Consider the following 18669-nt stretch of genomic DNA (forward strand, 5'->3'; position numbering starts at 1 on the left):
CGCCCAACAAAATTTACCACCTTGAAAGGTGCATCATCGGTAGAGGCGGAAAACCCTGCCTTTACCGAATTCTTTAATCCCATCAACGGACGATATCGTCTAAGACGGGGACGCGGCTCGCAATCCGCGCCGCCTCCAGAACCACGCCGTGAGCGGTTTCGGCCCAACTCAGGGCCAGAATTCCGAAGCGAACGCGCGTGCAACTGTATCTCCCGATCGCCGACATTCCGATCAATGTGTTGCTCATCCTGGCGATGGGCGCTGCAGTCGGCTTCGTCTCCGGCATGTTCGGGATCGGCGGCGGCTTCCTGATGACGCCGCTGCTGATTTTCGTCGGCATCGCTCCCGCGGTGTCGGTCGCGTCGGTGGCGAGCCACATTGCAGCCTCGTCTTTCTCCGGTGCGCTGTCCTACTGGCGACGCCGCGCCATCGATCCCGCGCTTGCGAGTGTGCTTCTGACCGGCGGCGTGGTGGGCACGGCGCTCGGGGTGTGGGCATTCACGCAGCTGCGCAATCTCGGCCAGCTCGACCTCACCATCTCGCTGTCCTATGTGATCCTGCTCACCGCCGTCGGCAGCTTGATGTTCTGGGAGGGCCTGCGCGCGCTGCTGCGCATCCGGCGCGGTGATCCCGTGAACTTGCGCCGCTCCGGCAGCCATAGCTGGGTTCACGGCCTGCCGCTGAAGATGAGGTTCAAGCGCTCCAAGATTTATCTCTCGGTGATCCCGGTGATCGCTGTCGGCCTCCTGATCGGCTTCATCGGCGCCGTGATGGGCATCGGCGGCAGCTTTATCCTGATTCCGATCCTGATCTACTGGCTGCGCATTCCGACTTCGACGGTCATCGGCACATCCATGGTGCTGACGCTGGTCACCATGGTGATCGCGACATTGCTGCACGCCGTCACCAATCATCTGGTCGATGCAGTACTGGCCCTCATCCTGATGGTCGGGGGCGTCACCGGCGCACAATTTGGCGCCCGCGCCGGGCAGAAGATTCGCGGCGAGCATTTGCGCCTGTTGCTGGGCCTGCTGATCCTGGCGGTCGGCGTCCGCTTCGCCGTGGAACTGGTCATTCGCCCAGCGGATCTGTTCACGATCCGCGAGACCGGAGGCGTCGCTCCATGATACGCGCGCTCCCGATCATCGCCGCACTCGGCATCGGAATGCTCGCCCCGGCCCGCGCCGAACAACTGATCGTATCGGTGTCGAACCACCGCGTGACCGTGACGCCGAACTACGCCGGCGAGGAACTGGTGTTGTTCGGCGCTGTCGAGAAAGACGACAAGACACCGCCCGGCCGCAACAACTACAATCTCGTCGTTACCGTCAACGGACCGCGCACCGACCTCATGACCCGGCGCAAGGAGCGCCGCTTCGGCATCTGGATCAACACGGATTCGCGCCAGTTCCTGCAGGTGCCGTCCTATCTCGCCGTGTTTTCCAACCGTCCGATGGACGCCATCGCGCCTGCCGACGTACAGCGCCGCCAGCAGCTCGGAATCAACAACGTCCTGCTGACCCAGCGCGTCGGCACCGACTATGCCGACGTCGTGGCCACCGACCCGTTCCGGAGCGCCTTTGTGCGACTGCGCAAGGAACATGGACTGTATCGCGAGGAGACCTCGGCGGTGACATTCCTGACACCGACGCTGTTCCGAACCAGCATTCCGCTGCCCGCCGAAGTCCCCATCGGAACCTACGATGTCGAGATCAAACTGTTCGCCGACGGTGCACTGATCTCGAAAGCGGAGACGGCGTTCGATATCGTCAAGGTTGGCTTCGAACAGTTCGTCGCCAATGCCGCACGCAATCATGGTTTCATCTACGGGCTGCTCACCGCCGCGATGGCGCTGATGTCCGGCTGGGCTGCATCGATTGTGTTCAGGCGGGATTAAAGAAAGATCCCGGCGACCATCGCCACCACGCTGATCGCCATTGCTGCCGTCGACAGCCAACCGAGCCAGTGCAACGGCCCCTTGATCACAAAATCGCCCATCACATCCTTGCGGCGTGACATCACCATCAGCAGCACCATCACCGGTACTGCCAGAACGCCGTTGATGACGGCGCTCCAGTACAGCGCCGAGATCGGGTTGATCGAGGTGAAATTCAGCGCGATCCCGATCACGGCAGACAGAGCCAGCACCGCGTAGAACGCCACAGCCTCGCGTGGCTTGCGATCGAGACCGACCAGCCAACGCTGGCCCTCGCCCACGGCATAGGCCGTGGAGCCCGCAAGCACCGGGATCGCCAGCAGACCGGTGCCGACGATGCCCAGCGCAAAGATCCACTCCGCGAATACTCCGGCGATCGGACGCAAGGCTTCAGCCGCCTGCGCCGAGGTCTCGATATCCGTCTTGCCGGAAGCATTGAGCGTGGCCGCAGCCGTGATGATGATCGACAGCGCGATCAGGTTCGAAAATGCCATGCCGACGATCGTGTCGGCGCGAATGCGCGAAAACTCCATCGCGGCACCAATCGGCCTCTCGATCAGCGGGGCCTTGTTGGGATCGATACGTTCGTCCTCCGCCTCCTGCGAGGCCTGCCAGAAGAACAGATAGGGCGAAATCGTCGTCCCGAGAATGGCCACTATGGTGGTGAGATACGAGCCGCTCCAGGTGATTTGCGGCAGCAGGATGCCTGTGAGAGCTGCGCTCCAGTCGACCTTCACGACCGCAAGCGCGGCGACATAGGAGAACAGGCAGAGCGTCAGCCATTTCAGCACCGAGACATAGCGCTTGTAGTCGAAGAAAATCTGCGCGCCCACCGAGAGCACGCCGAACAACACGACATAGATGATGCTGTGGCCTCCAACGAGCAGCTTGGTGGCATCGGCCATCGCGCCGAGATCGGCCGCGATGTTGATCGTGTTGGCGATGAACAGGAGCGACACGATGAGATGCAGCAGCGGCGCCGGATAGTGCCGACAGACATTGCCGGAAATGCCACGACCGGTCACGCTGCCGACACGTCCGGAAATTTCCTGGATCGCGACCATCAGAGGGAAGGTCAGCAGCATGGTCCAGCCGATGCCGTAACCTAGTTGTGCCCCCGCCTGACTATAGGTGCCGATGCCGGAAGGATCGTCGTCGGAAGCGCCGGTGATCAGACCAGGACCAAGCCGTTTCAGAAAACTTTTCGGACCAGCAGCTTCTCCCTCCTGATCATCAGACTTCTTCTCGCTCGACTGGTCCGACATCTGATCCCTGCCATCTCACCGCTCGGCAACGTGCCGTCGCAGCTAACGTTCCGAATCAGGAACTGGCAATGGGCTGGATCAAGGTCCGCACACCCGGTTCGAGGATACGCAGACGGGCACCGAAGCCGAGCGTATCGAAGGATGCGCGCAAGTCGTCGGCGGTTTGTTTGAAATGCGCCCATCCGTCGGTGTGGACGGGCACAATCGTCGCATCGGGAAACGCGCGCGCCGTCTCGATCGTGTCGTTGGTGTCCATCGTGAGGTGGAATGGCCCGCGGGTTTGCGCGGCGCCGGCGAAGGGCAGCACGACGCCGGCCGGAAAACGCCGTGCGACCTCGGCGACGCCATCGAACCAGACGGTGTCGCCTGTAATGTAGATCGGCCTGCTCCCCGGCGCGTTCGAGCTCAGCACGAAGCCGATGACATCGCCCGACAGCGGCTCGATGCCGGCCGGGCCATGACGCGCGGGCGTCGCGGTGATTGTCAGCGAGTGGCCATCCTTGCCTGTAAGCTCGGTGCTGTCCCATGGCGCGAGACCTTCAACATCCCCACCTAGGCGCTTGGCCCCCGCAATGGTTGTCAGCACGCGCGGCGCGTGACGCAAGAAATCGCGCCCGGAATTATCAAGATTGTCGGAGTGCTGATCGTGACTGAGCAGCACCGCATCGACCGCGCCGACTTGCGCAGCGGAGATCGCGGGGCCGACGAGTTTTTCCAGCGTGACATGCGGCAGCTTGTAGGCGCCCGGATGATCGAAGGTCGGATCAGTGAGCAGCCGGAAGCCGTCGAATTCAATCAGCGCGGTGGGGCCACCGATCAGGGTGATGGTGAGAGACACGAATTACTCCTGTCGCAAGGGTGCTGGTGAAGCGGCCGGTCTGGTGACGAGATAGATACCGAGGGCGACCGGGACGATCCCCAGGAGATCACGACTTTCGACATGCTCGCCGAGCACCATCCAGGCGAACAGCATGCCGAGGGGTGGCATCAGGAAGTGATAGGCGCTGGCCGCGGTGGCGCCGCAGGTCTTCAGGAGATGAAACCACAGCAGATAACCGAGGATAGAACCGCCCAATGTCAGGAATGCAAACGAACCGATCAATCGCGCACTCGGCACGATCGCGCCAATATCGGAAAACGTGAGCGCCACCGGGATCAGCACCACGCCGGCCACAAGATTCTGCACGCCGTTGCCGAGCCACAAGCTGCCCTTCGGTGCCAGCAACTTGAACAGGATCGTCCCGGTCACGATGGACGCGAGCGATGCCAGCGTGAATACGATGCCCTGCGCGCTGTCGGTGCCCACCGATATGCGGTGCCAGACGATCGAGGCGACGCCGGCGATGCCGAGCAAGAGCCCGGCGACCTTGCGTCCGGTGAGCGGCTCCTTCAGCAACAGCGCTGCGAACACAGCCGTAAACACCGGGTTTGCGCTGACGACCAGGCCACCGAGACCGGCGGAGATGGTTTGCAGGCCGGTATAGCCGAGGCCGAGATACAGCGCGTTATTGGCCAGGCCGATGACGGCGTAAGCCGCGACATCGCGCCAAGACAGCGACCATGCATCCCGGCGCAGGGCAGAAATGCCAAGGATCAGAACACCCGCGATCGAGAACCGCGCGGCGAGCAGAATGAGCGGCGGGCAATCGGTGACGGCGATCTTCCCTGCGACGAAGGAGAAACTCCAAAGCAGACAGAAGATGCCGATATAGATCGGCAACGGATTGAAGGCGGCACGAGGGACCGCGACTGACGGCGCGAGGGACATCGGAAACTCCTTTGCCACTGGTCTATGCGCACGCCTTCTCATTTGGAAATTAAATGATATACTTATTGTCAGTTGAAAAACGAATGGACAGCCGATGCTGGATCTCGAACTCCTGCGCAGCTTCGTCTCGGTGGTCGATGCCCGCGGCTTTACCCGCGCCGGCGAGCGCGTTCACCGCACCCAATCCACCGTCAGCCAGCAAATCAAGCGACTGGAAGAGGATATCGGCCAGCCGCTGCTGAACCGCACCGGCAAGGACGTGACCCCGACCGAAGCCGGCGAGCGGCTCTTGTCCTATGCGCGACGGCTGCTGGCGCTGGCGGAGGAAGCCCGTGACGTGCTGGCCCGGCCGACCAATGAAGGCGCTGTCAGGCTCGGCATCCCCGAGGATTTCGCGGCCTATCGCCTGACCGAATTGCTGGCGAATTTTTCGCGGTCGCGGCCCGGTTTGCGGCTCGACGTACGCGCCGATCAGAGCACGTATTTGCGCCGCGATCTCGAACGCGGCGAACTCGACCTGGCACTGTTCAAGCGCGCCGCGGGTGAGAAAGGTGGCATTGCGGTGTGGCCTGAGCGGATCCATTGGGTCACGAGCAAGGCGCATCCGATCGACCCCGCCATCCGGTCGGTCCCGTTGATCGGCTTTCCCGCCGGCTGCCTTTATCGGACCCGCGCGATCCATGCCATCGAGGCGGCAGGCCGCAGCTGGCACATGGCCTATACGAGCTCCGGCCTCGCCGGCATCCAGGCCGCGGTCGCCGCCGGACTTGGCCTCAGTATCCTGTCCGACATGGCTATCCAGGCCGACCATCGCATCCTGACGGCGAAAGAAGGCTTCGCGCCGATCGACCAGACTGAAGTGACGCTGATGGCCGCCCCCGACGCGAGCCCGGCAACGCTGCGGCTTGCCGACCACCTCGCCGAGTTCTGCGATACGGTGCAGGCGAAGGCGGCGTAAGGCCGCTCTTTCTTTTAAATGCTCGTCGGTTTGCAAGGCCATGGAAGCCATGCTTCAGACACGAGCCGCAGGAGCCCTCCATGCCGACATCCAACGCTGTTATTGTCGAGCCTCTGAGTCCCACGTCGTTCGAGGCCTTCGGATGGGTGCTCGGCAAAACCGATCCGTTAAGAAAAGACGCGGTCAGTTTTCGAAGCCCGGCCAGCGATTTCTGGCACGAACACTTTTTTGATCCCGGCACGGGAGGCAACACCGAGGTCTTGTGGGTCGAGTATCGCGACAACAATCCGCTTGTCTCAAAGCTCGAGGTCCATCACGTGACCCAGCAGGCGGTCGTACCTCTCACGAAAGAGATCGTTCAGATCCTTTGCTTGAGTGACGCACACCAGCGGCCGGATTTGTCGACCCTCCGAGCTTATCGTTTGTCTCCCGGTGTCGGAATCTGCATGCGTCCCGGCGTTTGGCACGCCACGCGCGCCGACAATGCGACCTGCCTGATGCTGACCCGTGGCTCGACGACTGAGGATCTTATCGACCATCTCGTCAACAGGCAGCCCGCAAAGGAGTCTGCCATCCTGGAAATCCCGCAGGTTCGCCTTCTCCTGGACGGGTAGAATGACGATGTATGAAATGTTGCTCTAGCAACAGCGCGAGGCCGCGATCGCGTGCATACGCCGGTCGCCGAGCACATGGGCAACGAAGCCGAGGGTCTGGAAGATTCGCGCGAATGCCGCGTCGCGGATGTTGAGCCCGCCGGTATAGGCGCCGAAGGCCGGCATCACCGCACGGGTGCCGTCGCTCGCAAAGCAACGACGTTCGACGGCGCGACCGCGCGTGCTGACGCGCGCCTTTGGATGCAAATGACCGGCAATCTCGCCGGCAGCACCTGTCGGCTCATGACGGAAGGTGATCGGACCGATGGCGACCTCGTCTGCGACGGTGCCGCCGAGATCCGGCGGCAATGCCGGATCATGATTGCCTGATATCCAGATCCAGTCGCGGCGCATCTGCAATGCGGACAGCACCTCGCGATTGGCCGGCGACAACCGTTCGTGCGCGTCACGGTCGTGAAAACTGTCGCCAAGCGCAATCACGATGCGCGGATCGTGACGCGCGATCACCGCACCAAGGCGGCCGAGTGTTGCGATCGTATCGTAAGGCGGCAGCAACACGCCGCGATTGGCATAGCTCGATCCCTTTTCGAGATGCAGATCAGACACCACGAGAAGTTTCTGCTCTTCCCAATACAAGGCGCCCGACAGGTCCGCGGCCAGCGTGACGCCGGCGATGCTGACGGTGCTCATATCGGCGGTGACGGTTTCAGCGTGCATGGTGCTCTTTTAAGACGAATGCGAGATTCGCAAAACCCTTACGATCCCGTCTCTTCGAATCCCGCCGCTTCCTTCACGAGTTCCTCGGCGGCTTCTGCCAGAAGTTCGTCCGATGCCTCGCCGTATACCGCTTCACGGCCGATTTCCAGCATCACCGGCACCGCCAGCGGCGAGACGCGGTCGAGTTCCCGATGAACAATACGGCCCTGAATCCGCGTCAGCATGTCGCTTAATCGCCGAATGTCCAGCAACCCCGTCGCCGCATCGGCTCGCGCGGCGCGCAGCAGCACATGATCGGGCTGATGCTTGCGCAGCACGTCGTAGATCAGGTCCGTGGAGAACAGCACCTGACGGCGCGATTTCTCCTCGCCGGTGAAGCGCGTGTGGATCAGCCCCGAAATCACCGCGCAGGTGCGGAACGTGCGCTTCATCAGCGCCGATTCCGCGAGCCATGCTTCAAGATCGTCGCCGAGCATGTCGGGATCGAACAAAGCGTCGAGATCGAGCCTGCCCTGCCTGATCATGTGCGATGTGTCGCCGAGGCCCCATATCGCCAGCGCATATTCATTGGCAACGAAGCCCAGCGGCCGCGCGCGGGCGCGTTCAAGACGGCGTGTCAGCAGCATGCCCAGCGTCTGATGCGCGAGGCGACCTTCGAAGGGATAGCAGACGAGATAATGCTTGTCGGCGCGCGGAAACGTTTCGACCATCAGTTCACGCGTGCCAGGCACATGCGAGACATGGGCCTGCAGCGACAACCATTCGCGCACCTGGTCGGGCAGGCCTTTCCAGGCGTGTTTGTCATCCAGCAGCTTTCGCACGCGTTCGGCAAGGTAAGTCGAGAGCGGAAACTTGCCGCCCATATAGGACGGCACCTTGGCATCCTTGTCGTTGGCGCGCGAAACATAGACCTGGTCCTCGACCAGGGATTCATAGCGCACGACTTCCCCGCCAAAGACGAAGGTGTCGCCGACCACGAGGCCTTCGATGAAATATTCCTCGATCTGGCCAAGCATGCGCCCCCCGCGCGCCAGCGCACCAGTGACGCCCTTTTTGCCCTTTCCGCTGCCTCCACGCACCAGCCGCACCTTCAGCATCGTCTCCTCGACGATGGTGCCGACATTCATGCGATACATCTGGCGCACCTTGGGATTGGTGACGCGCCATTTGCCCGAGGCATCCTGCTTGATGCGGGCGAAACGTTCGTAGATTTTCAGCGCATAGCCGCCGGACGCCACGAACTCCACGGTGTCGTCGAAATCGACACGCGACAGTTCGGCATAAGGCGCCGCCGAGCGCACCTCGTCATAGAGATCGTCCGCGCGAAACGGCGTGCCGCAGGCGCAGCCGAGCACGTGCTGCGCCAGCACGTCGAGGGAGCCAGTCCGCAACGGCGGTGTGTCCTGTGCATTTTCGGCAACGGCATCGATGGCGACGCGACATTCCAGCACCTCAAAACGATTGGCCGGAACCAGCACAGCGCGCGAAGCTTCGTCGATCCGGTGATTGGCGCGACCGATCCGCTGCATCAGCCGCGAGGCGCCCTTCGGCGCGCCGACATTGATAACGAGATCGACATCGCCCCAGTCGACGCCGAGATCGAGCGACGAGGTACAGACTACACCGCGTAGTTTCCCGGCCGACATCGCGTCCTCGACCTTGCGGCGCTGCGCGACGTCGAGGGAGCCGTGATGCAGCGCGATGGCGAGGCCATCGTCGTTCATGCGCCAGAGATCCTGGAACAGCATCTCGGCCTGGCTGCGGGTGTTGACGAAGACCAGCGTCGTCTTGTTGGCCTTGATGAGATCGTAGATCTCGCCGAGCGCGTGGCGCGCCGAGTGCCCGGCCCAGGGCAGACGTTCCTTGGTATCAAGCATTTCGACCACCGGCTCGGCCGCGCCGCCGGCGACGACGATATCGGCCGAGACGCTTTCGCCAACAGGCTGCGGCACGAGGAAGCGCGCCAGCGAGTCGGGCTCGGCGACCGTCGCCGACAGGCCGATGGCGCGCATGTCAGGCGCGAGCTTCCAGAGACGCGCAAGGCCGAGCGCAAGAAGATCACCGCGCTTCGACGTCACCAGCGCATGCAACTCGTCGAGCACAACGCGTTTGAGTGACGAGAACAGAAACGGCGCATCATCGGATGACAGCAGCAGCGCCAGCTGTTCCGGCGTGGTCAGCAGGATGTCCGGCGGATAACGCCGCTGCCGCGCGCGGCGCGACACCGGCGTGTCGCCGGTGCGCGTCTCGACCTTGATCGGCAGCTGCATCTCCGCAATCGGCGTTTCCAGATTGCGCGCGATGTCGACCGCGAGGGCTTTGAGTGGGGAAATGTAGAGCGTGTGCAAGCCACCGGTGCGCTGAACGGTGCGGCCGGTGGAAATCACCTTGCTCGGCGCGCTTCCGGCAAGCGCAGGTGCTGCTTTCTTACCTCCCCCCTTACGGGGGAGGTCGGCAGCCCCAGGCTGCCGGGAGGGGGATATCGCTGGTACGACGACGCTTGTGGACCCCCCTCCCCGGCCCTCCCCCACAAGGGGGGAGGGAGCAGGCCCCGCGGCGTTTTTGTTGCCGCTCAATTCCACCAGCGTCGGCAGGAAACCGGCCAGCGTCTTGCCGGCGCCGGTCGGCGCGATCAGTAGCGCCGAGCGATCGTCCCTCTGCAGCAGCGCCAATTGATGTTCGCGCGGCGACCAGCCGCGCATGGCGAACCAGCGCAGGAAATGATCGGGCAACAGGTCGGGTTTGGCGACGGATTTACGGGGCGGCACGCGTCAGAACTAAGCACTCTCGGCCGTCATTGCGAGGTCAAGGAAAGTTGTCGTGCAACTTTCCCCTAAGCCCTTGCGACGAAGCAATCCAGAAAGCAGCAAGGGAAGACTGGATTGCTTCGCCCGAACGAAATTGGCTGCGCCAATTTCGCCGAGGCTCGCAATGACATGGAGAGACCTCTGGTCTTATTGCGTCACCGACTTGTCGGAGATGATCCAGTCCTTGCCGTCAAACCGCTGGGTGTACAGCGTCGCCATCGGAACATAGGCGTCATTGGTATAGCTGTAACTCACCCCCGGCAGCATTTGCGGAGCGCGGAAGCCGTTCAGGCCGATGGCCTGTTTCAGTACGTTCTCATGGGTAAGCTCGTCGCCGCAGCGGCGCAAGATCTCCGCCATGGACACGGCCTGACCATAGCCGAAGAAGGCGATCGAATTATCGGCAGACACCGTGGGCAGATATTTCGCGCGCAGCGCTTCGAATGCCACGATGTCGGGATCCTTGGCATAGAGCGGCGAACCGATATCCTTGCCATAGGCAATCGAGACGATGCCCTTGGCGTTCTCCAACCCTGCCGCCTCCAGGATCGATCGACCGGTGGAGCCCGCCGACAACAATTGCAGCGGCTTCCAGCCGAGTTCGACCACCTTGCGGATTGACTGCGACGTCGCCTTGCCGGTGGTGATGTTATAGAAAACATCGGCACCGGACTTGGCGAGATTGATCAGCTGCGAGTCGATCGTGGGATCGGTGAGATCGTAGGTCACCTCGGCGATCACCTTCGCGGTGCCGCCGGCTTTCGCGAGTTCATCCTTGAACGGTCCCAGGAAATCCCGACCGAAATCATCGTTTTGATAGAGGATACCGACTTTCGCATTCGGATTCATGCTGACGGCATACTTGGCGAGAATGCGCGCCTCGGTCGGATAGAGCGGCAGGCCGGCCATGGTCCATTTGTTGTTCTTCGGATCGTTCCACTTCGATGCGCCGGTGTTGAGCAGCAACTGGGGCACGCCCTTGGAATTGAGATATTTGTGCACGGCCGTCTGCGGCGCTGTGCCGAGCGAGCCGTACAGAGCCAGGACTTCTTCCTGCTCAACGAGACGGCGCGTGGCCTCGACCGCCTTCGGCGCGCTGTAGGAATCGTCCATCGTCAGAAACTTGATCTTGCGGCCATTGATGCCGCCTTTCTCGTTCAAGCTCTGGAAATAGGCTTCGCCGACGCGGCCGAGCACGCCATAGAGCGAACCGGGGCCGCTATGCGGAATGGTTTGCCCGATCTTGATTTCAGTATCGCTGGCGCCCGAATCGTATTTCTTGTCGGCGGCGAAGGCCGAATGGGCCAGTATCGAGACAACTGCAGCGAGTGTTGCGGTCCTGAAGACGGACCTGTGGCGCGAAGGCATCTGGCGTTTTCTCCCTGAGACCCGCTTGTGCGGATGCGTTTTATGACCCGCCGCCGCGTTGATCGCGGCTGTGCGGGCTTGCCCACATCCTCTGCGGACGCGGCAGGGTTGGCAATCCCCGGCGAGTTGCGACATGTTTTCCGTGGGTTGGGGATATCGACAAGCCGCCAGCGCACCAGAACGTGACGAAATACGCACCGCGCAACGGTATCTAAACGCTTATTTAACCGGCTTTTTTGGGCTCCGCCCTCTGCGGTTGCAATGTCGGACAGTGTGGCCGCCCGGATACAGCCAATATGGCCCGACTCCCCTATTCTAGCGGTTCAATTCTGAATTGGGGTCGAACCATGAAACGTATTCTTCTTGCGAGCGCCGCGCTGCTCGGAACCGCTGTGAGCGCGCAGGCTGCCGACCTGGCCGTCAAGGCCCCTTATTACAAGGCGCCGATCGTCGCGGTCTACAACTGGACCGGCTTCTACATCGGCGTGAACGCCGGCGTCGGCATTGGTCGCGACCGCACCACCCACAATCTGAACGGCGACTCGCTGTACGTCTCGCCGCAGGGCGGCTTCGGCGGCGGCCAGATCGGCTACAACTGGCAGGCCGACTCGCTGCTCGGCCCGATCGTTTACGGCCTCGAAGCCGACATCCAAGGCGCAGGCCTCACGGGCGGTGGTGCTTCGGTCGCTCCGGCAACCATCTACAGCCAGAAGTCGGATTGGTTCGGTACTGTTCGTGGCCGCGTCGGTCTCGCGACTGGCCCGGTTCTTAGCTACTTCACCGGCGGTTTCGCTTACGGCAACATCAAGAGCACGATCACCGAAGGCGGCGTGACAGCGTTCTCGGAGAACCGCACTGCGACGGGCTGGACCATCGGCAGCGGCGTCGAAGCCGCGCTGGGCGGCAACTGGACCGGCAAGATCGAATATCTCTATCTGAACCTCGGCAACAAGACGAACGCCTTCGGCGCGCCGTTCGCTGGCCAGTTCACCAATAACGAAATCCGTGAAAACCTCTTCCGTGTCGGCCTGAACTACCGCATCGGTGGCAACAGCGCTTACACCCCGGTGGCTGCGGCTAACTGGACCGGCTGGTATCTCGGCGGCAACGTCGGTTCCGGCACCGGCCGCAACCGCACGACTCTGACAGGAGCTCCTATTGCTCCCCTGGAGCAGTTCAGCCTGAATCCGGACGGCATCAATGGTGGCGGTCAGATCGGTTACAACTGGCAGGCTTCGAACTGGGTTTACGGTCTTGAAACCGATATCCAGGCGTCCAGCCAGCGCGACAACAAGACCGTCGTTGGCCTCGGAACCATTGGCTACGAGTCCAAGCTGCCCTGGTTCGGCACCGTTCGCGGTCGCGTCGGTTACTCAGTCGGCTCCAGCCTGTTCTACGCAACCGGCGGCTTCGCTTACGGCGGCGTGAAGAACAAGATCTTCAACAACGGCGTTCAGGTTGCTGACCTGTCCAGCACCAAGACCGGCTGGACCGCCGGCGCTGGCCTCGAAACCCCGTTCAAGCTGCTCGGCCTGTTTGGACCGCAGTGGACCAGCAAGACCGAATATCTCTATGTCGATCTTGGCAAATCCACGGATCTGGTCGCTCCCGGCGTGACCAACGAGAGCAAGGTCACCGAGCACATCTTCCGCACCGGCCTGAATTACCACTTCAACAGCCCGGTCGTTGCGAAGTATTGATCTCAGCGACATCCGCTAAAATCGAAAACCCCGGCCTCGCGGCCGGGGTTTTTGTTTGCGTCCTGAACAACGCTGTTCCGAGAAAATTAACCACAAGGAACCCAATATCCAAATACCGCAATTTCTGATCGCACGGCTGCTGACAGCACTCTGTTACCCCTTCATAGTTCGACCAGAAACCTGAACTGGAACCCATTATGAAAACCCTTCGCCTCTCCGCCGCGGCGCTGCTCGCTCTGACCGCCGGTGCGCAAGCCGCCGACATGGCCGCGAAGGCGCCCTACTACAAGGTTCCGGTAACAACGGTTTACGACTGGACTGGCTTCTACATGGGCGTGAATGCGGGCTACGGCGTCGGCCGGGATCGACTGCAAAACAACGACCCCATCACTCCGGGCTCAGCCACCTCGACCTATCTGCAGCCCGCCGGTGGATTCGGCGGCGGCCAGATCGGCTACAACTGGCAAACCGGTTCGATGTTCGGCCCGCTGGTCTACGGCGTCGAAGCCGATATTCAGGGCGGCGAGTTGAAGGACAGCTATCCGTTGCTGAACAACGGCGCCTTTCCGCTGGCGCCGCAGGACACCTACAGCCAGAAAATCGATTGGTTTGGCACGGTGCGCGGCCGCGTTGGTCTCGCAACGGGTCCGGTGCTCAGCTATGTGACCGGCGGCTATGCCTATGGCAACGTCACCACCATCACCACCTCCCTGGGCTTTCCTGCCTTGGCTACGAGCCGCGTCCAAAGCGGCTGGACCGTCGGCAGCGGCGTCGAGGCATCTCTCGGCGGCAACTGGACCGGCAAGATCGAATACCTCTATCTCAACCTCGGCAACAAGACCGACCAGGTGATGGTGCTCGGCACCTTCCCTCAGACCACCACCACAGAAGTGCGCGAGAATCTGTTTCGCGTCGGCCTGAACTATCGCATCGGTGGCAACAACAGCGCCTATGTGCCGGCGCCCACAGCGAACTGGACCGGTTGGTATCTCGGCGGCAATGTCGGCTCCGGCATCGGACGCGACCGCACCACGGTCTCCAAAGCCGGCGACGGCCTTGGCGACTTTCCCTCATACGACGCCTTCAACCTCGCTCCCGATGGCATCAACGGCGGCGTACAGCTCGGTTACAACTGGCAGATGGCGAACTGGGTCTACGGTCTGGAAACCGACATCCAGGCCTCCAACCAGCGCGACAACAAGACGGCCATTGGCCTCGGCGACGTCCCGTTCGATGCTAAGCTGCCCTGGTTCGGCACCGTTCGTGGTCGCCTCGGTTATTCGATCGGCTCAACGCTGTTTTATGCCACGGGCGGTTACGCTTACGGTGGCGTGAAGACCAAGATCCGCGAAGACGGCGCCCAGGTACTCAATGCTTCGACAACCCTGAGCGGCTGGACCGCGGGCGCCGGCATCGAGACGCCGTTCACCCTGCTCGGCCTGTTCGGCCCGAGCTGGACCTCGAAGACGGAATATCTCTATGTCGACCTTGGTTCGACCTCAAACCTCGTCAACACCACGACCGTCACGACCGCGGTCACCGAACACATCTTCCGCACCGGGCTGAACTATCACTTCAACAGCCCGGTCGTTGCGAAGTACTGATCCTGGTGACATTGCTGAAACGCAAAACCCCGGCCTCGCGGCCGGGGTTTTTATTGGTAGGACGCTTGGCGCTCACAGACGTTATTACCCGGCCGTCATTGCAAGGAGCCCTTGCAACGAAGCGACCGTCTCTTCGTTTCGATTTCTGGATTGCGCCAGCAAACTTGCCCTGGCTGACCCCGACGGCGTTAAAGCCGACGCTTGATCGCGACGGCCACGAGTCCTGGTGCGGCAACGCCGCGTTCCATACGAGACGAAACGTGTTCAAGATGAATGAGCGCCAGGCCGGCAGCTGCGATCAGGCCGCGCAGATGATCATCGCTCTGCGCATAACGCAAGCCCGCGCCAAGAGCGACACCGTCGCCCTCATGGGTCTCGGCCGTGAAGGCGAGCAGCCCGTCTGGGGCCAGCACGCGCGTAGCTTCTCGCAAAACCGGCGCAAGGTCGTGCAAATAGATCAGCACGTCTGCTGCGATGACCAGTTCGACACTGCTATCTGACCGGCGGCACAAACCCTCGACGATCTCGGCCACTTCAAGCTCGGCGTAAAGTCCGGTGGCATAAGCGCGCTCGATCATGCGCGGCGACAGGTCGATGCCGATGATGGCGCCGGTGCAGGCGGCAAAAGCGGCGGCCGCCAGCCCGGTGCCGCAACCGAGATCGATGGCGCGGGGAAAGAGCATCGCCCTATCCGTCGCAGCGCATACGGCACGCACGGCGCCCAACAGAACCGCCGGTCCGCGATAACCGAGCGTATCGACCAGAGCGGCGTCGAACTTGGGCGCGTATTGATCGAACAGCGCCGTCACATAGGTCGCCGGCATGGCCGAGAGATCGTCAGCGCCGAGCCGCATCAACCGCAGACCAGCACCGTTGCGATCATCGGGATCGCTGGCCTGCGCGCGGCGAAACGCGGCGATGGCGGCGGCGGTGTCACCCAGCTGCTCCCGGACCTCCCCGAGCACGAACCATGCGGTGGCAAAGCCCGGCGCCAGATCAGTGGCCTGCTCAAACAGATCGGCGGCCGCCACCAGATCGCCCTGCACCTGCAGGTCGCGCGCATAGTCGAAACGCCGGTCGGCGTTCATATCGCCGGATGACATGAACAAGCGCGCGGGCATGATGGGAACCGATCGGAGGGCGGGGCGTTCGCAGGATGACTCGAACCAACCCAAGGCGGACCTATATAACCGAGATGCGTCCGCTAGACATCCTTATCCCGGTTCCCGCCGGCCTTTGCTGCAAACCGGGCGGCTTCCATATCGACCCGGTCAGACCGGTCGAGCGCGCCGTGATCACCCACGGCCATTCCGACCATGCCCGCCCCGGCCATGGCGCGGTGCTGGCGACGCAAGAGACCCTCGACATGATGCGGCTGCGCTATGGCGACAATTTCGCCGGCAGCACGCAGGCCATTGCCTATGGCGAGACGATGAAGCTCGGCGACGTCACGGTGTCCTGCCATCCCGCCGGCCATGTGCTCGGCTCGGCGCAGATGGCGGTGACCTGCAAGGACATCTGCATCGTCGCCTCCGGCGATTACAAGGACGCCTATGACCCAACCTGCACGCCGTTCGAGGTGGTGCCCTGCGACGTGTTCATCACCGAAGCGACATTCGGGCTTCCGGTATTTCGTCATGGCAATGCCGCCGACGAGGTGAAGAAGCTGTTGGCCTCGGTCGCGCTGTTTCCGGAGCGAGCGCATCTGGTCGGCGCCTATTCGCTGGGAAAGGCGCAGCGGGTCATCAAGCTGATCCGTCAGGCCGGTTATGACGCGCCGATCTATCTGCATGGCGCGATGGAGAAGATCACACACTATTATCAAAGCCGCGGCATCGATCTCGGCGACTTGCGCCCGGTGAAGGGCGTCAGGAAAGCCGATCTCGCCGGCACCATCACGCTGGCGCCGCCATCGGCCACATCGGATGTGTGGACGCGGCGTTTTCCTGATCCCGTCACGGCCTTTGCGTCCGGCTGGATGCGCGTGCGTGCCCGTGCGCGGCAGCGCGGCGTCGAGCTGCCGCTGGTGATTTCGGATCACGCCGACTGGGATGGATTATGCGCCACTATCGGCGCGACCGGTGCCGGCGAAATCTGGGTTACCCACGGCCAGGAAGATGCGCTGGTGCACTGGTGCCAGAGCCAAGGCCTGACCGCGCGGCCTCTTGCGCTGGTCGGCTATGGCGACGAAGAGGAAGAAGAGACACTTCCACCCGGCGAAAGCGCCGAGGCATGAACCGCTTCGCCGAACTGCTCGATCGCCTGGCCTATGAACCCGGCCGCAACAACAAGCTGCGGCTGATCACGGGCTATTTTCGCGAAGTGCCAGATCCCGACCGTGGCTACGCGCTGGCGGCACTGACAGGTGCGCTGTCGTTCAAGCATGCTAAAGCTGGATTGATCCGCGACCTCATCGCATCGCGCACGGATCCGGTGCTGTTTGAGCTCTCCTATGACTATGTCGGCGATCTCTCGGAAACGGTCGCGCTGATGTGGCCGAAGTCTCCAGAAATCGCCCACAACAACCCGCCGCCACCCACGCTGACCGAAGTCGTCACCACACTGCGCACGCTCGGCAAATCCGAGCTACCCGCGCAGCTCACACGCTGGCTCGATGAACTCGACGAGACCGGGCGCTGGGCATTGCTGAAGCTCGTCACCGGCGCGATGCGCATCGGTGTTTCGGCGCGGCTGGCCAAGACCGCCGCCGCGGCGCTCGGCGACAAGGACCCGCATGACGTCGAGCTGATCTGGCCCGGCCTCGCGCCGCCCTATGGCGAGCTGTTTGCCTGGCTCGAAGGTCGCGCGGAGAAGCCGGTCAATCGCGATCCTGCACCGTTCCGCCCGGTGATGCTCGCGCATGCCATCGAAGAGTCCGACTTCGCCAATCTCGATGCTGCGGATTTCGTCGCGGAGTGGAAATGGGATGGCATCCGGATTCAGGCGGTCAGCGGCAAAGGCGATGACGACAGGATCGTCACGCGGCTCTATTCGCGCACCGGCGAGGACATCACAGGAAGCTTCCCCGACCTCACGCCGTCGCTGCGATTGCCCGGCGCGATCGATGGCGAGTTGCTGGTCCTGCGCGAGGGACGCGTGCAGTCATTCAACGTGCTGCAACAACGCCTGAACCGGAAAAGCGTGACGCCGAAGCTGATGAAGGAATATCCCATTCATCTGCGCGCCTATGACCTGCTCAGCGATGGCGAGACGGATTTGCGCGAACTGCCATTCGAACAGCGACGAACCAAACTGGAAAGATTCATCGCAGAACTCGATGACGACAGGATCGATCTGTCCGACCAGATCCCGTTCGCAACATGGGATGCCCTCACCGCAGCACGTGCCGATCCTGTCAGTGCCGGAGCCGGCGAAGATGCCGACGCCGTCGAAGGCGTGATGCTGAAGCGGCGCGATTCTGCCTATCTGCCCGGCCGTCCGAAGGGCCAATGGTGGAAATGGAAGCGCGACCCGCACATGATCGACGCGGTGCTGATGTATGCGCAGCGCGGCCACGGCAAGCGCTCGTCCTATTATTCGGATTACACCTTCGGTGTCTGGACCGCAGGCGAGAGCGGCGACCAGCTGGTGCCGGTCGGCAAAGCCTATTTCGGCTTCACCGACGAGGAGCTGCTGCAAATCGACCGCTTCGTTCGCCGCAATACCACTGAGAAATTCGGGCCGGTCCGCCACGTCACCCACGAGCCCGACAAGGGGCTGGTGCTAGAAGTCGCCTTTGAAGGGCTGGCGCGCTCGCCCCGGCATAAGTCGGGGGTCGCAATGCGGTTTCCCCGCATCAGCCGACTGCGCTGGGACAAGCCGCCACGTGAGGCCGACCGGCTGGAGACGCTTGAGCGCATGCTGAAGGCGGAGACCACAATTGCGCCGCCCGAGCCTGCGACGCCTTGACGGCCCATACTTGACGAACGAGC

15 protein-coding genes are annotated in these 18669 nt (G+C 62.4%); 8 read left to right on the top strand and 7 right to left on the bottom strand.

Going from position 1 to position 18669, the window contains the following annotated elements:
* Positions 1-197 precede the first annotated feature (197 nt).
* Entirely contained in the window at positions 198-1127 is a 930-nt protein-coding gene (locus AB8A33_RS24790) for a sulfite exporter TauE/SafE family protein (protein WP_439086751.1), read from the top strand.
* Positions 1124-1897: a TIGR02186 family protein gene (locus AB8A33_RS24795; protein ID WP_068737508.1), complete on the top strand. Its 774-nt coding sequence runs from the start codon at positions 1124-1126 to the stop codon at positions 1895-1897. Before AB8A33_RS24790 ends, AB8A33_RS24795 begins: the two co-directional genes overlap by 4 nt.
* Here AB8A33_RS24795 and AB8A33_RS24800 read toward each other — a convergent pair.
* Genes AB8A33_RS24800 through AB8A33_RS24810 form a run of 3 tightly spaced genes read right to left on the bottom strand, consistent with a single transcriptional unit; the run spans position 1894 to position 4969 of the window.
* The gene (locus AB8A33_RS24800) at positions 1894-3201 is read right to left on the bottom strand and encodes an NRAMP family divalent metal transporter (protein WP_439095189.1); all 1308 of its coding nucleotides are present in this window, start codon (positions 3199-3201) and stop codon (positions 1894-1896) included. The two genes, AB8A33_RS24795 and AB8A33_RS24800, sit on opposite strands and share 4 nt — an antisense overlap.
* Before the next feature lie 55 nt (positions 3202-3256).
* Positions 3257-4039, bottom strand: a complete 783-nt coding sequence (locus tag AB8A33_RS24805) for an MBL fold metallo-hydrolase (protein WP_439095191.1) — start codon at positions 4037-4039, stop codon at positions 3257-3259.
* A 3-nt stretch (positions 4040-4042) separates the two neighbouring features.
* Positions 4043-4969, bottom strand: coding sequence for a DMT family transporter (locus AB8A33_RS24810; RefSeq protein WP_439095193.1), 927 nt, complete (start codon positions 4967-4969; stop codon positions 4043-4045).
* Positions 4970-5063: 94 nt separating this feature from the next.
* Here AB8A33_RS24810 and AB8A33_RS24815 point away from each other — a divergent pair, with 94 nt between their 5' ends.
* Both AB8A33_RS24815 and AB8A33_RS24820 read left to right on the top strand, forming a co-directional pair.
* Complete coding sequence (locus AB8A33_RS24815; RefSeq protein ID WP_116664696.1) at positions 5064-5927, top strand: LysR substrate-binding domain-containing protein; 864 nt, start codon at positions 5064-5066, stop codon at positions 5925-5927.
* An 80-nt stretch (positions 5928-6007) separates the two neighbouring features.
* Positions 6008-6541 carry an ureidoglycolate lyase gene (locus tag AB8A33_RS24820; protein WP_439095195.1) on the top strand — a complete coding sequence of 178 codons (534 nt, stop codon included), beginning with the start codon at positions 6008-6010 and terminating at the stop codon, positions 6539-6541.
* Positions 6542-6565: 24 nt separating this feature from the next.
* Here the strand turns inward: AB8A33_RS24820 and pdeM are convergent, their stop codons facing one another.
* The 3 genes from pdeM to AB8A33_RS24835 all read right to left on the bottom strand — a co-directional run bounded on the left by pdeM (position 6566) and on the right by AB8A33_RS24835 (position 11433).
* Positions 6566-7258, bottom strand: a complete 693-nt coding sequence (gene pdeM, locus AB8A33_RS24825) for a ligase-associated DNA damage response endonuclease PdeM (protein WP_439095196.1) — start codon at positions 7256-7258, stop codon at positions 6566-6568.
* A 38-nt stretch (positions 7259-7296) separates the two neighbouring features.
* On the bottom strand, positions 7297-10026 hold the full coding sequence (locus AB8A33_RS24830; RefSeq protein ID WP_439095198.1) for a ligase-associated DNA damage response DEXH box helicase: 2730 nt from the start codon (positions 10024-10026) through the stop codon (positions 7297-7299).
* A 186-nt stretch (positions 10027-10212) separates the two neighbouring features.
* Positions 10213-11433, bottom strand: coding sequence for an ABC transporter substrate-binding protein (locus AB8A33_RS24835; RefSeq protein ID WP_439095200.1), 1221 nt, complete (start codon positions 11431-11433; stop codon positions 10213-10215).
* A 347-nt stretch (positions 11434-11780) separates the two neighbouring features.
* Here AB8A33_RS24835 and AB8A33_RS24840 point away from each other — a divergent pair, with 347 nt between their 5' ends.
* Both AB8A33_RS24840 and AB8A33_RS24845 read left to right on the top strand, forming a co-directional pair.
* The gene (locus tag AB8A33_RS24840) at positions 11781-13133 is read left to right on the top strand and encodes an outer membrane protein (RefSeq protein WP_439095201.1); all 1353 of its coding nucleotides are present in this window, start codon (positions 11781-11783) and stop codon (positions 13131-13133) included.
* 197 nt (positions 13134-13330) lie between these two features.
* Positions 13331-14737 carry an outer membrane protein gene (locus AB8A33_RS24845; RefSeq protein WP_439095203.1) on the top strand — a complete coding sequence of 469 codons (1407 nt, stop codon included), beginning with the start codon at positions 13331-13333 and terminating at the stop codon, positions 14735-14737.
* 188 nt (positions 14738-14925) lie between these two features.
* Here the strand turns inward: AB8A33_RS24845 and AB8A33_RS24850 are convergent, their stop codons facing one another.
* Positions 14926-15858: a methyltransferase domain-containing protein gene (locus AB8A33_RS24850; protein ID WP_439095204.1), complete on the bottom strand. Its 933-nt coding sequence runs from the start codon at positions 15856-15858 to the stop codon at positions 14926-14928.
* A 74-nt stretch (positions 15859-15932) separates the two neighbouring features.
* On the opposite strand from AB8A33_RS24850, the gene AB8A33_RS24855 reads away from it, so the two are divergent.
* Both AB8A33_RS24855 and AB8A33_RS24860 read left to right on the top strand, forming a co-directional pair.
* Complete coding sequence (locus tag AB8A33_RS24855; protein WP_439095206.1) at positions 15933-16973, top strand: ligase-associated DNA damage response exonuclease; 1041 nt, start codon at positions 15933-15935, stop codon at positions 16971-16973.
* A complete protein-coding gene (locus tag AB8A33_RS24860) occupies positions 16970-18646 on the top strand; it encodes an ATP-dependent DNA ligase (RefSeq protein WP_439095207.1) in 1677 nt (558 codons plus the stop codon). The genes AB8A33_RS24855 and AB8A33_RS24860 overlap by 4 nt, the downstream gene beginning before the upstream one ends.
* Positions 18647-18669 lie beyond the last annotated feature (23 nt).

This window comes from Tardiphaga sp. 813_E8_N1_3, from assembly GCF_051811025.1.
Lineage (GTDB): Bacteria > Pseudomonadota > Alphaproteobacteria > Rhizobiales > Xanthobacteraceae > Tardiphaga.

What these genes read in the sequence shown, in the direction of transcription:
- AB8A33_RS24795 (WP_068737508.1), top strand. Translation starts at nt 1,124, where the DNA reads ATGATACGCGCGCTCCCGATCATCGCCGCACTCGGCATCGGAATGCTC.
- AB8A33_RS24800 (WP_439095189.1), bottom strand. Translation starts at nt 3,201, where the DNA reads ATGTCGGACCAGTCGAGCGAGAAGAAGTCTGATGATCAGGAGGGAGAA.
- AB8A33_RS24810 (WP_439095193.1), bottom strand. Translation starts at nt 4,969, where the DNA reads ATGTCCCTCGCGCCGTCAGTCGCGGTCCCTCGTGCCGCCTTCAATCCG.
- AB8A33_RS24815 (WP_116664696.1), top strand. Translation starts at nt 5,064, where the DNA reads ATGCTGGATCTCGAACTCCTGCGCAGCTTCGTCTCGGTGGTCGATGCC.
- AB8A33_RS24820 (WP_439095195.1), top strand. Translation starts at nt 6,008, where the DNA reads ATGCCGACATCCAACGCTGTTATTGTCGAGCCTCTGAGTCCCACGTCG.
- pdeM (WP_439095196.1), bottom strand. Translation starts at nt 7,258, where the DNA reads ATGCACGCTGAAACCGTCACCGCCGATATGAGCACCGTCAGCATCGCC.
- AB8A33_RS24835 (WP_439095200.1), bottom strand. Translation starts at nt 11,433, where the DNA reads ATGCCTTCGCGCCACAGGTCCGTCTTCAGGACCGCAACACTCGCTGCA.
- AB8A33_RS24840 (WP_439095201.1), top strand. Translation starts at nt 11,781, where the DNA reads ATGAAACGTATTCTTCTTGCGAGCGCCGCGCTGCTCGGAACCGCTGTG.
- AB8A33_RS24845 (WP_439095203.1), top strand. Translation starts at nt 13,331, where the DNA reads ATGAAAACCCTTCGCCTCTCCGCCGCGGCGCTGCTCGCTCTGACCGCC.
- AB8A33_RS24850 (WP_439095204.1), bottom strand. Translation starts at nt 15,858, where the DNA reads ATGCCCGCGCGCTTGTTCATGTCATCCGGCGATATGAACGCCGACCGG.
- AB8A33_RS24855 (WP_439095206.1), top strand. Translation starts at nt 15,933, where the DNA reads ATGCGTCCGCTAGACATCCTTATCCCGGTTCCCGCCGGCCTTTGCTGC.
- AB8A33_RS24860 (WP_439095207.1), top strand. Translation starts at nt 16,970, where the DNA reads ATGAACCGCTTCGCCGAACTGCTCGATCGCCTGGCCTATGAACCCGGC.